A 13,248-nucleotide genomic window follows, 5' to 3' on the forward strand; every position below is an offset into this window, starting at 1 on the left:
ATGTTAAAATTTTGTTTCAGAACGATGTGAAGCATTTAGATTATTTATTCAAAGGGAGACGCTCAAATGAAAAATAAATTAATGTTATTAAACCACAATAAGTATGATTATATTTTTATAATGGGTAAAAACGAATCACCGATTTGATATTTTAGATCTATTGAAAAACAAATAAGCAAAGCCAATGCGAAAGTAATTTTTGATTTAAATTCTCAAAGTGAGAAATTTAGTGAAAGATTTTGTGTTTGTGATATCAAAAATAGTTTTTTTGATATTAATACATTTTCAAAAATTAGTGAAGTTTCAAATGATTTGATAGAGGCAATTTCTTCAGTATATGATAAAAAAAGTCGTGTTAAATAAGTATCTAAGTTTCCAAGGTGCTATAATCTTTTAAAGGGAGATTTTATGAAAAGAACAGAAGCGAATAAAGAATACAAATGAGACTTTTCTCATTTGTATAAAGATATTTCAGATTGAAAAAAAGAATTAAAAAATTTAGAAAAAAATTTAGAAACATTTAGTAAATTTAAAGGCAAATTATCTTCAGAAAAGATTTTTTTAGAATATATAGACTTTGATAATAAAAATGATTTAATTATGATGAAATTGGGTCAATATTTACACTTGCAAGACATCGACCAAACTAATACTGAATTACAAGAGCTTGAAGGTCATATGATGAATTATTATCAAAATCTGCGAATTGCTACTAGTTTTATAGCTCCAGAAATAAAGGAAATCGGAGAGAAAACTATTACAGGCTGATTAAATAATAATTCGAGTTACCAGCACTTTATTTATCCAATGAAAAAGTTTTTTGAACAATCAAAACATATTTTAGATTCTAAGGATGAAGAATTATTAAGCAAGGTTTCGCGCTCGAGAGCAGCCGTCGGAGGAATGTATGATGTATTAGCATATGCGGATCGTCAAGAGCAAAATTTCACATGAAAGGGAAAGGAACAACCATTAACTCAGACATTGCTGACAGAAATTATGGAAGATTCTGATCCAATTGGCGATCAAAAAATCAGAATAGAGGCAAGTAAACTTTTTGCTAAGAATTTTGTAGATAAAAAACACTCCTTTGCTAAAATTTATGAAGGAATTTTGCAGTCAAGTTATGAAAATGTTAAATTAAGAAATTACAATTCAGCATTAGAAGCAAATTTATCAAGTGATGCTGTTCCAAAAGAAGTATATGAATCTCTCATTAAAATTGGTAAAAAATTTATTAAGCCATTTCAAGATTATAATTTATTACTTAAGAAACATTTCAAGTTTAAAAAATTCTATCCAACTGACAGAATGTTGAAACTTGAAAAAGAATTTAAGTCTAACTTTAATATTGAGCAAGCTAAGAGCCACATAAGAAATGCCTTAGCAGTTCTAGGCCCAGATTACTTACAAAAATTGGAGATTGCATGATCGGCAAACCGTATTGATTACTATGAAGATACAAATAAAAGAGACGGTGCTTATTCTTCTGGAGGAGCAGGGGTTGAGCCAATTATTTTAATGAACTGAGATGATAAACTTTCTTCTGTAGCGACTCTAGCTCATGAAATAGGCCATAGTGTTCATACTTTATTCGCTGATGAATCTCAAGTTTACCCCTTAAGTGAGTATCCAATAATTTTGGCCGAGGTTGCAAGTACTTTGAACGAGCACTTGCTATTTGAATATCTTTATGAAAATTCAAAAGATAAACATGAGAAAATATATTTATTGCAACAAAGGATTGGAGATCTGACTGGAACATTTTTTAGACAGATTCAATTTGCTGACTTTGAATTAGAATGCCACAAGTTGATTGAAAATGGAATTCCAATAACAGCAGAAGTTTTGGCAAAGCAATATAAAGAGACAGAATTGAATTTTGGTTATGACGTTTTTGAGAAATCAGATAAATTGCCATTTGGTTGACCAAGAATTTCTCACTTCTTTCATTCGCCTTTCTATGTCTATAAGTATGCAATCGATGTAACTGCAAGTTATAAACTATATCAAGATATTAAGAATGGTCAAGTTCAAAAGGCTCTTGATTTTCTTAAAGCCGGCGGACACAAGGACCCTTTGGAAATTTTAAACGAACTAGGAATTGATTTTACAAATGAAAGCACTTACGAACCATTAATATTAGCTATTGAAAAAATGGTAGCTGACCTTAAAAGTTTGCTAAATTAGGAGGTTAATTTTATGGATGATATAATTAATCTTATATTTAGGATTCTTTACTTTGTTTTCTTCTGATGACTAATTTCTTTAATTTTCAATCATAAAAAAGGTAGGAGAAATAAATACAATACTTATGATGATGAAAGTACCTATGAAAGCGAACAAGAACAAGAATTTTCAAGGGTAAGTAAATCTAAATTGCAAGAAAGTTATGAAGTTCTTGGTGTAGATCCAGATATTAGCGATAAGGAACTCAAAAAAACTTACTTAAATTTAGCAAAGAAGTATCACCCTGATAATTCTGAAGATAAAGAAGCAAATGAAATTAAAATGACTAGAATTAATTCGGCTTATCAATTTATTTGCGAAACAAGAGGTATTCGTAAATAGAATTAAAATTAGCATAGCGGTATGATTATTGTTATGCTATTTTTTGTGGATTTTTTTATAAAAGTCGCTTGAAAAAATAAAAATAAACAATTTAGTAAACTTAAAAATGTATAATAAATTTATATGAGAAAAAGTTAGGAGAAATTTTGTGAAAGAGTACGAGAAGCAAGATCTTGAGAGTTTCATTGAAAAAGATATTTTTGATAAGTATCAAAAATATAAAGCAATTAAAAAAAAGCCCAAAAAAAGCACTATTTGGATAATATTTGTTTTCGCAATATTATTAGGATTAGTTACTATTCTTTTTAAGACCGAAGTTATCTATCTTTGAATTTTTAATGAACTAATATTTTTCGGATTAATAATTGCCGATATTGGCTTGGTAGTTGCTTTGATTTGCCTTATTTTTAACTATTTTAGTCAAAAAAGACGTTATGAAATAGGTTTCATAAATACTTTAGAAACCGATAAGTATTATTATATTGCACTTTCTAATTTAACTGGGGGTTATGTTGACCAACTTGTAATTCGAGGAAACTTTCTAAAAACTTATTTTAATGTTAAACCGTTTATAAAAGGTGCTCATAGAATTTCTGTTAATGACGTTTTAAGCTTTGTCCTAGAGGGCCAATTATTTTGCTACGGAGTAGTAATGTCTTCCACAAGGTATCCTGGAACCAAAAAAAGTGGCGATATTTATGTACCTCATTATCAAACATTTATAGTTGGAGACTTTATTAAAAAATTTATAGAATATCCTGCTCAAATGTTTTTCAAAACCGGACCTTTTTTTAAAAGTAAAAAAACTGAAAAGATTGAACTAGAGTCAAAGGAATTCAATGAGTATGCAAACTTATATGCTGATGACCAAATAGAGATTAGAAAGTTTTTTACTCCAAAAAAAATATCTGGTGTCTTGGACATAAAAGATGAGCCGGACCAAGCAAAGTTAAAGTACCTATTTATGGGTCGTAATGGAATACTTGGGGAAGTTATAAATCATAGGGCAATGCACTTAAATCAACACAGTTTTAAAGATTTTAGTATGAAAAAAACTCCAAAGGAGTTGGCTGAACAAATTAATGCTAAAGTTTTAAAGGAAACTCGAGATTTGTTTGATATTTTAAGATTCATTCAAAGGCTTGAACTTTTTCCTGAACAAGAAGACTCTCAAAAGGTAACATAATTGAAAAAATTTCATAAAAAAACCTCATGATTTTCAATCGAAATGTTATAAACATTAAGTTTAAAATCAGAGGTAAATACAATCTTAAATGATTGTATTTTTTTATTTTATAATTGTTTTATAGTGCTGCTATCAAATCTTTAATATGACTGACTGCTTCAACATTACGCATTTCTTTAATAATATTTAAATCTTTATCTAAAATAAAAGATGAACGAATAGCGTTATCGCCATCTTTATTATCTAGAATCATTAACCCCTTGTGTAATATTTCATCAGTATCACAAATTAGTGGAAAATCCAAATTACAATTGCTGCTAAATTCTTTTTGGTCCATAATTTGATCTCGTGATGCTCCAACAATGCCGTACCCTTTTCCTTCAAAAACTTTAAGATTTTTTTGAAATTCTTTGGCCTCCAATGCGCAAATTGTAGAGTTCGCATGAGGATAAAAGAATAAAATTAATCCGTTTTCTTTTGTCAAATCTTTTAACATTACTTCTGAGTCATTATTTAATTTGTAAACTATAGTTTTTCAGTCCATAATATATCTCCCTTTGGATCTCGCTGAGATCTCATTCTTGATATTTGCTACGAAATTCTTTTTTAATATTTAAGTCTGAACTTAGCAAGAATATTGATTTTTGAATTATCGGTCTGCTAAACTCAATTGTGTTTTCAAAAAATACAACATTGAAAACATTAGTTAAAGTGCCATCAAAATCACTAATCAAAATTATGTTTTCTTCTAAATTAATAAGTTTGTGATTATTATTACCAGGAAGCGTTCTGCAAATTCCGATAATTTGATATTCACAGGGATTATGTTTTTTTAATTCGTTATTGAATTCTACTATTTCTAAATAATATTCCTCATCTTCGGGGAAAAATCAGAAAATCAATGGTTTAATATTTATTAAGTTTGTAAATGATATTTTAACTCCATTTTGATGATAAATTGAATATTCACGTAATTTTCAACCCATCTTTTCTCCTTTTTAGCAAGCGAAAAAGTATCAAATTGCTAGAGTGGCTAAAATTTACACTTCTTCACCCGCAAGCAATTTTTCTAAAAAGAATCCGACTCCACCTTGGTCGTTGGTTTCGTGTGTAATTCCTGAGGCAACCGCCTTTAAGTCATCGTTACCATTCTTCATAGCAACTCCATAACCCACTAATTGAATCATGTCGTAGTCATTCATCTGGTCTCCAAAAGCAATCACATCTCTAATGTCTTTGTTATAGTATTGAGCTAGTATGTTTGAAACAAAACCTTTATTTACTAATTTATTTGTTAGAGTAATCATACTTCGATTCTCATCATCTAAGTGACCATATACAGTCCCAGTTTGGACCTTTATAGTATTTTTGAAGGCTTCTAATCTACGAAGCACATTATCTTTTAATTCGGGACTCTTTAAAGTTAGAACAACGTTAGTGCTCGGTCCTGCTCAAACCTCATATGGATCGGCGATGAAATATTCATCATCTTCAACGTCATCTAAATGAAAAAAGTTTTCTAAAAATGAATCCTTTTTCATAACAACAGCTCGATTGTAGTTTTCTATCAAGATATTGTCTACTGATTCTTTAATAATAGGGTCATTGATAACACCAGTGACAGTTTCATAACTAATCGGTAGCACCATGCGTTTAAACATGCGCTTTAACGGGTCATGAATATGAGCTCCATCAAAATTAGTCAAAAGGGAAGAAAGACCTAATTCTCTATAAAATCTAATACTTGCTCGGTGCGGACGTCCGGTTACGATGCAAACACGGTGACCATCTTTTTCGGCTTTCTTTAAGACTTCAACAGTTTTTGGGTGCATACCCATACCACCCTTGACCAAAGCTGTACCATCAAGGTCAACTAAAATCAGCCTTTTCTTATCTAAATGTTGTAATTTCATCGTTCTACTCCTTTGAAACATTTTAACTCACATTTAAACAAAACACAAAGAATAAATTATAATTTTTGATTGACTTTAATGTTAAAATAATCATAATAATATTAAAGAAGGAAAATAGATGAGTCAGACAGTTTTAAGTATTAAAGATTTAAAAAAGAATTACGGCAAAAAAGTTGTTCTAAAGAATATAACAATCGATATAAAAGAGGGTGAAAGAATTGCTATAGTTGGACCCAATGGTTCGGGAAAAACTACATTTTGTGAAGCAATAGCAGGAATTATTCAATACAACTCAGGAAATATTGAAAAGGCCAAAAATTTGGTAATTGGAATGCAGTTGCAAGGCACAGAATCTCCAAAGAAGGTCAAGGTTTGAGATTTAATTAGATATTACCTAGATAGTTTTCAATTAAATATGAGTGATGCCGAACTTTCTGAAATGTTTAAAAAATTTGCGGTTAATGAAGTAATTGATAAAGATATTTCTGCTCTTTCGGGAGGGCAAAAGCAAAAGGTAAATATATTGCTGTCCATAATTAACGATCCAGATTTATTGATTTTAGATGAACTAGGTAACGGTTTAGATATTGAGATTGTTGACACAATTTATAATAATTTGACTAATTTTTTGAAGGATGAAAAAAAGACATTGATTCTTGTATCTCATAACATGGAAGAAATTCAAAATTTTTCTCAAAGAATTTTCTTTATTAATGACGGGGAAATAATTTCAATACACAATACCAAAAATGTTATAAAAGAATATGGAAACGTAAGAGAATTTGTGCGAGCCAAATTTAAGGAATATAAAGTTGACAGTTATGATGTTAGCGATCAGAAAGGGATAGACGAAAATGCAGAATGAGTTAAAGATCGTAAAAAACGAAAGTAATTTAAATAATTTAAGGGTTCAAAAACCAGGTAAGGCTTACTTTAAATTTATATTAAGAATCTCAAAGAGACAAAAATTTTTCTTAATTGCTTATTTTTTTGTAGGACTTGTAATGAGTTGTTTGCTTCCACTTTTTTATCAAATTTCTTTTAACGGTTTTGTCAAAGATAGAGAACAATTTTTAGTAATTTCTAGATTAATATTTTTAATAATGAGTATATTAACTTCGATTACATTAATTGGAGGCTTTTTTCAAAAAATATTTTTTGAAAATCGTAATACAGTTGTATTTAAGAGGGTAGCTTTAACACAAATATCAAAAAAGAAATTTTTATTTATTAGTGCAGCCATTATGTTTTCTTATTCTCTTGTAGTTTACATTCTTTCAACTATCACTTTCTTAATTGGCTCTTCAATTTTTATAGATAATGGATTCGCAAGAGTCATTGGATCTTGATTTTTTTTAAGAGATTTCTTAATTTATTTAGCGAGTTGTATATCTTTTGTCGCTTTTTTATTCATAGTTTTTTCTCTGACTTATTCAGTAACTATTGCTAAATTGATGTCAATACCGTATATTTTATTTAATACAGTAATTGCTGTACTTGTTTTGGCAAACTTAGATGTTAAACCCGATTTATTAAATCTTATTATGTTAATTTATTTATTAATTTTAGTTATTTTATCTGTATTATTTTGACTTCTTGCGTTCAAGAAATTCAGATTTCATTTTTAAAAAAATATCTTCTTGAAGATATTTTTTTACTCTATCACCTTTTTTTAGCCTTGTGTGATAAAATAAAAATAATTATTTTAGGAGCAAATTATATGAAGAAACTAAGTACCAACGCAGTAAGACAAATCTGAATCGACTTTTTCAAAAGCAAAGATCACTTATTTTTACCACCAGTATCACTTGTACCAGTTCAAGATCCAAGTTTACTATGAATCAATTCTGGAGTGGCTACATTAAAACCATATTTTGATGGAAGATTATCCCCCCCAAGTCAAAGATTAACTAATTCTCAAAAATCAATCAGAACAAATGACATTGAAAATGTGGGAGTTACAGCCCGACACCATACTATGTTTGAAATGCTTGGAAATTTTTCAATTGGTGACTATTTTAAAAAAGAAGCTATTGAATTCGCTTGAGAACTCTTGACATCAAAAAAATGATTTGATATTCCTGTTGAAAAACTTTATATTACAGTTTTTGAGGAGGATCAAGAAGCTTTTGATGTTTGAACCAAAATTATCAAAGTCGCCCCAGATCATATTTTTAAGGGTAACAGGGATACAAATTTTTGAGACGTCGGTCAAGGACCATGTGGACCTAATAGTGAAATATTCTTTGATCGTGGGCCAAGTTGGGATCCTGAAAATATAGGTCCTAGATTATTAAAAGATGATATTGAAAACGATCGCTATATTGAAATTTGAAATATAGTTTTCTCTCAGTTTAACAACGATGGTAAAAATAATTACTCAGATTTACCTAGAAAAAATATTGATACTGGAGCCGGTTTAGAGCGTTTAGTCTCAATTTTTCAAGATGCACCCACTAATTTTGAAACAGATCTTTTTATGCCAACTATTGAAGCTATTGAAAATATTGCAAAAAGAGAAAAACTTTATGATATTAAAGCGGCTCGCGAAAATAAAGGAATTATAAATAAAAATAATACTGCTTTTAAAGTAATCGCTGACCATATTCGAGCTGTAACTTTTGCTATTTCTGATGGAGTATTTCCTGGAAACAAAGACCGTGGATACATAATTCGTCGTTTAATTAGAAGAAGTAGTGTATATGGTAGAAAACTTGGTATTAATGAACCATTTTTATTTCGTCTAGTTGATATTGTGGTTGGAACAATGAAAGAATTTTACCCATATTTAATTGAAAAGCGCAACTTAGTTGTTGACGCAATCAAAGTTGAGGAAGAAAAATTCTTAAAAACTTTAACAAAGGGCAGCGAAGTCCTAGAGGTAATGTTGGCTAAAAATAAAAATATTTCAGGTAAAGATGCCTTATTATTGTTTGAATCATTTGGCTTTCCGATTGAATTGACAAATGAATTAGCCCAAGAACAAGGTGTTGAAGTTGATATAAAAGAATTTAATCATCTTTTAGAAAAGGCTAAGGAAATTGCTCGTAGTTCTCGCAAAGATTTAAAAGCATGAGATAAGCAAAATGAAATTTTCACCAAACTTAAGGTTTCTTCAAAATTTGTTGGTTGGGAAACCGAAAAATGCGAAGCGAAAGTAGTTTACTTGTTTAAGGATAATCAACCGCTTCAAGATGCTAGTGGTGATGAGGTTTTTGTTATTTTAGACCAAACCCCATTTTATGCTGAAAAAGGTGGTCAGGCAGCAGATAACGGAATTTTTATATTAAATGACAATCAACTAAACGTTATTGATGTTCAAGAAGGTCCTGGGCACCAACATATTCATCGAGTAATTTTGAATGGTAATAAATTGAAAATCGGTGATAAAGTTACAGCACAAGTTGATTCGGAAAAAAGATATTTTACAATGAAAAATCATTCAGGAACTCACATTTTGCATGCTGCTTTAAGAGAGGTTTTAGGAAAAGAGGTAATGCAATCTGGTAGTTATAATGATGAAAATGGATTAAGAATGGATTTCAACTTTAATCGACCAATTACTTTGGAAGAAAATCATTTGATTCAAAAAGTTGTTGATCGTGAAATTTTAGCCCAAGTTACGAGAGAAGTCTATTTTACTTCAATGGATGAAGCGGTTAATAAATACAATGCTTTAGCATTTTTTACAGAGAAATACGAAGGTATTGTTAGGGTTGTCAAATTTGGTGATTTTTCATCAGAACTTTGTGGGGGAACTCATGTTGAGAATACTAAAGTTATCGAAGACTTAGTAATAACTTCAATTGAGTCAAAAAGTGCTGGAATTTATCGAATCCACGCTCTTACAAGTAACCAATCTGTTAATGACTATATAAGTGATATTTTCAACTCAGTTTTCGAAGAAGCTAAAGTTATCATGAGTAAATATAAAAATAATTCTTCATTATTGAAGGATGAAATAATTGAAAAAGCTTATCAAAAAATCTTGAATGTTAAACAAAACAAATTTAATATTGGAATTTTAAAACAAAACCTTGAAGAATTAAAGACTATTTTTAAAAGTTTCGATAAAAAAGTTCAGGATTTAGTAACTGAAAGTCAAATTTCAAAATGAAAAAGCGTAAAGCCTGTTTTGAACGCCCAAGGTGTTAAACAAATTGAAATTTCAACTGAGGAATTGGAAATAAAAGCTATCAAATCTCTAATTGACTTCCTAATTAACCAGCACAAAGACATTATTGTAATTATTTCTTCAAAAACTAATGGAGAAAATGTTTTAGCCGTTGGTGTTAGCGATGTTATAAATGAAAAATTCCCTGCAATAGAAATTTTCAAAAACTATAAAAATCTTAGTCCTAAGGGTGGAGGTAATAAGTTTTTCGCCCAAGGAAAATATTAAAAAATATATGGAGGCATTATGAGGGTAATTACAAAAAAAATAGTGACAACAATGTTTTTGTTGGTGTTATACTTTATTTATTCAGCTTTCTTGAAAGAATTTCAAGAATCAAATTCAGTTTTATTTTCGCTATTTGATCCTTTCAAATTGCTGATTTTAGCCTTCATTTTTGGAATAATTGTTTCAACCTTTAATTCAATTTTTTTAGGATGAATCAAAAATATCAGTACATATCAAAAAAACCGTAACAGCTACTTATTGACAGATTTTGATCAAACAATCGAAGGTCTTAAAAAAGCTCAGGTTTTTTTGAAGTCAAACAAAATAAGTGAGTTAAAAAATCAACTTGCATTACTAAATAAGTTGACATACCGCCCGATTTTTATGAGTGTTTTAATAAACGATTTAATTAAGGAAATTATTGCTCAAAAAGATTTAAGTAGCTTTGAAATTCTGATTGATAAATGTATTTTGCAAATTTCGGAGATAAAAAGCATTGAGGAAAATCGACTACAAGAACATAAAAAGCAAGCATTATTTGATTTTAAAAGATCGTATGAATATAATTCACAAGGATCAAAATTCTATATTGACTATTATGAAAATAAGCAGGAACTTAATATAAAAACTAAAAGAAGTGAGTGAAACTTATTAGCTTTACAAATGCTTAGGTTTTATCCTATTCTTATATTTTCTGTGTTAATATCATTAATAGCATGTATGTTGTTCGCGCCATTAGCTATATTTGTTATAAAAAAAGATATTTTCATCATATTAGCCACAGCTTTTGTATTTTGCAGTACATGTGTAGCAATTATATGACACTCAATTTATCTATTTAAAAACAAGAACAGTAAGATTTTATTTAAAAAGGCAATTATTTTTTACACCATTTTAATTATTATGGCATTAAACTTAGTTTGATGTTTCTTCAACATTAAAAATTCGTTAAGTAATAATATTGCCACTGATAGCCAAGAACGTTTATTCAATTTTTTATTCGAAATACTTTATTGTGTACTTTCAACTGCATTATTAGCATACGTTTTTACAACCTTAATTGAACTATTCCGTGATGTTTATCTTAACAAAATAATACTTTGAGAAGGAATTATAATTCCAAGCGTAGTATTTTTAACAATTTCTTTAGTTAACCTATTGAATATTGCAGTTTTTAACTCAGCTGTAACTTTCAATGTTAATTTATTAATTATGAGTATTTATTGAGTGTCAGTATGATTTATGACACCTATTTTAAAATTTTAAAATTAGAAGGGTTGATATAAATGATCAAAGAAAAAAAATCTTTCACAGATGTTAGTAAGTATATCGAAACTGCCGAGGAACAAAAGCAGCCATCGCTTGCATTGATGAAAAGTATTAATAATCGTCGAATCGGTTTCTTTAAGTTGGTGACAATTTATTATGGAAGATACTTTTGAGAGTCATTAACTATCATTTTAGCTCTGATTATTTCTTCAGTGGCCATTGTTTCAATGACTTTTATTATTTCAAAGCTAGTAGCTCAAGTAATGTTTGAATTCGGAACAAATTCTGAAAATGCTACCAACCTTGTAGCAACAGGTCTACGTTGGTATTGATGACTTGTTATCGCATTTAGTACTTTAATAATTGCTACAATTGCTACTTGAATCCGTGAAAAAATCGGAGGAATGTTGGGTCGTAAGATTGAAATGGATGTAAGAAATGCGGTTTTATCAAATCTAATTAATATGAATATTGGTTATTACTCTGATAAAAAAATTGGGGAAATAATGACTAAATTAATAAATGATACCCAAATTTTAGGTGATGAAGCACAATTAACACCAGCAAACTTGATTAGTATTCCGATTATATTTTTGGGATCAGCATTTTCATTAATAATTGTGGATTGACCAACAGCTTTAATTGCTTTATTTTGTACTTTAATATTTATGCTATTAGTAATTTTCACGTTTAATGCTCAATCAATTGAAACAGAAAAAGTTCGTAAAAAAGTTACTGAGGTAAACGGAGATTCAACAGATAGAATTGGTGCAATAGCTCTAATTAAGGCTTCTGGTACCGAAAGATACGAACAAAAACGTATGAAAATGATTAATGAAGACTATTATCGTTCTAATAGAAAGCTAAATTCTGTACAAGCGAGCACAATTACAATTATCATAATGAGTGCATTATCTCTAACTCTGATTGCGATTGCTTCAGCTATTTTAATTTACAAGGACCGTGAAGGCGGAGGGGATATAATTATTAGAATCTTGCCATCTTTAATTACAGGAATAAACACTTTGGCATGACCGATTTACACTTTAACTGGTTTAATACCTGGAATGGCGAGAGCTACCGCTTCAACAAGAAGAGTAATTGAATTAATTAAAGTTGATTCAACTTTAGATCCTAATGAATTTGCTCCAATCGTTGAGAGTATTGAAGGTGATATTCATCTAAAGGATGTTGTTTTTGAGTACCCCGAAAAACCGGGTGTAACAATCCTACCTAAAACGAACATTACCTTTAAAAAGGGTAAAAGTTATGCTTTTGTTGGAGAAACCGGAAGTGGTAAATCAACCATTTCTAAATTGTTGCTAAGATTTTATGATCCTACAAGTGGTTCGGTATTAATTAATAATACGGACTTAAAAAAAATGAATCTTTCAAGTTATTTAAGTCATGTTGGATATGTTGAGCAAGAACCAAAAATTTTATATGGAGATGTTATGTATAATGTCAGATATGGTAATTTCCAGGCAACCGATGAAGAAGTTATTGAAGCTTGTAAAAAAGCTAACTTGCATCATTTGGTTGAAACTTGGACAAACGGTTATCAGACAGTTTTGGGAGAGCGTGGTTTTATTATGTCAGGTGGACAAAAACAACGCCTTGTAATTGCTAGAATAATTTTAAAAGATCCCCAAATATTAATTTTAGATGAGGCGACAAGTGCTCTTGATAATATTGTTGAAAAGGAAATTCAAAAAGAACTTGAGAAAATTATGGTTGGTAAAACGACCATATCTATTGCCCACAGATTGAGTACAATTAAAAATGCAGATGAAATTTTTGTACTAGGAAGTGGAGAAGGTATCGTTCAAAGAGGAACTTATGAAGAATTAATTAGCAAACCGGGTCACTTTAAAAAGTTACACAGTGCTGGTAGTTAATTACTTAAA

At 29.6% G+C, this 13,248-nt stretch carries 12 protein-coding genes; 9 read left to right on the forward strand and 3 right to left on the reverse strand.

The genetic code is table 4. From position 1 onward, the window contains the following. The first annotated feature begins 66 nt into the window (after positions 1 to 66). The 4 genes from SALLE_RS01685 to SALLE_RS01700 all read left to right on the forward strand — a co-directional run bounded on the left by SALLE_RS01685 (position 67) and on the right by SALLE_RS01700 (position 3,757). A complete protein-coding gene (locus SALLE_RS01685; RefSeq protein WP_115557910.1) occupies positions 67 to 363 on the forward strand; it encodes a type II toxin-antitoxin system RnlB family antitoxin in 297 nt (98 codons plus the stop codon). Between the two features lie 45 nt (positions 364 to 408). Continuing rightward, positions 409 to 2,190: an oligoendopeptidase F gene (gene pepF, locus SALLE_RS01690; RefSeq protein ID WP_115557911.1), complete on the forward strand. Its 1,782-nt coding sequence runs from the start codon at positions 409 to 411 to the stop codon at positions 2,188 to 2,190. 12 nt (positions 2,191 to 2,202) lie between these two features. Beyond that, positions 2,203 to 2,571: a J domain-containing protein gene (locus SALLE_RS01695; RefSeq protein ID WP_115557912.1), complete on the forward strand. Its 369-nt coding sequence runs from the start codon at positions 2,203 to 2,205 to the stop codon at positions 2,569 to 2,571. 148 nt (positions 2,572 to 2,719) lie between these two features. Continuing rightward, complete coding sequence (locus tag SALLE_RS01700; RefSeq protein ID WP_162807925.1) at positions 2,720 to 3,757, forward strand: DUF3137 domain-containing protein; 1,038 nt, start codon at positions 2,720 to 2,722, stop codon at positions 3,755 to 3,757. Between the two features lie 118 nt (positions 3,758 to 3,875). Here the strand turns inward: SALLE_RS01700 and SALLE_RS01705 are convergent, their stop codons facing one another. The 3 genes from SALLE_RS01705 to SALLE_RS01715 are packed head-to-tail and all read right to left on the reverse strand — an operon-like array spanning position 3,876 to position 5,670. After that, positions 3,876 to 4,301 carry a peroxiredoxin gene (locus SALLE_RS01705; RefSeq protein ID WP_115557914.1) on the reverse strand — a complete coding sequence of 142 codons (426 nt, stop codon included), beginning with the start codon at positions 4,299 to 4,301 and terminating at the stop codon, positions 3,876 to 3,878. Next, positions 4,267 to 4,743 carry a hypothetical protein gene (locus SALLE_RS01710; protein WP_115557915.1) on the reverse strand — a complete coding sequence of 159 codons (477 nt, stop codon included), beginning with the start codon at positions 4,741 to 4,743 and terminating at the stop codon, positions 4,267 to 4,269. The genes SALLE_RS01705 and SALLE_RS01710 overlap by 35 nt, the downstream gene beginning before the upstream one ends. Positions 4,744 to 4,797: 54 nt before the next feature. Further along, complete coding sequence (locus SALLE_RS01715) at positions 4,798 to 5,670, reverse strand: HAD-IIB family hydrolase (protein WP_115557916.1); 873 nt, start codon at positions 5,668 to 5,670, stop codon at positions 4,798 to 4,800. A gap of 118 nt (positions 5,671 to 5,788) precedes the next feature. Here SALLE_RS01715 and SALLE_RS01720 point away from each other — a divergent pair, with 118 nt between their 5' ends. From SALLE_RS01720 to SALLE_RS01740, 5 genes are all read left to right on the forward strand, one after another. Then, positions 5,789 to 6,562, forward strand: coding sequence for an ATP-binding cassette domain-containing protein (locus SALLE_RS01720; protein WP_115557917.1), 774 nt, complete (start codon positions 5,789 to 5,791; stop codon positions 6,560 to 6,562). Beyond that, positions 6,525 to 7,298 (forward strand): hypothetical protein, encoded by a 774-nt coding sequence (locus tag SALLE_RS01725; protein ID WP_115557918.1) that lies wholly within the window; start codon positions 6,525 to 6,527, stop codon positions 7,296 to 7,298. Before SALLE_RS01720 ends, SALLE_RS01725 begins: the two co-directional genes overlap by 38 nt. Positions 7,299 to 7,390: 92 nt before the next feature. Then, the gene (gene alaS, locus SALLE_RS01730; RefSeq protein ID WP_115557919.1) at positions 7,391 to 10,072 is read left to right on the forward strand and encodes an alanine--tRNA ligase; all 2,682 of its coding nucleotides are present in this window, start codon (positions 7,391 to 7,393) and stop codon (positions 10,070 to 10,072) included. 18 nt (positions 10,073 to 10,090) lie between these two features. Continuing rightward, positions 10,091 to 11,338: a hypothetical protein gene (locus SALLE_RS01735; protein WP_115557920.1), complete on the forward strand. Its 1,248-nt coding sequence runs from the start codon at positions 10,091 to 10,093 to the stop codon at positions 11,336 to 11,338. 20 nt (positions 11,339 to 11,358) lie between these two features. Next, positions 11,359 to 13,239 carry an ABC transporter ATP-binding protein gene (locus SALLE_RS01740; protein WP_115557921.1) on the forward strand — a complete coding sequence of 627 codons (1,881 nt, stop codon included), beginning with the start codon at positions 11,359 to 11,361 and terminating at the stop codon, positions 13,237 to 13,239. Positions 13,240 to 13,248: the final 9 nt, after the last annotated feature.

It is taken from the genome of Spiroplasma alleghenense (genome assembly GCF_003363775.1).
Lineage (GTDB): Bacteria > Bacillota_I > Bacilli_A > Mycoplasmatales > Mycoplasmataceae > Spiroplasma_B > Spiroplasma_B alleghenense.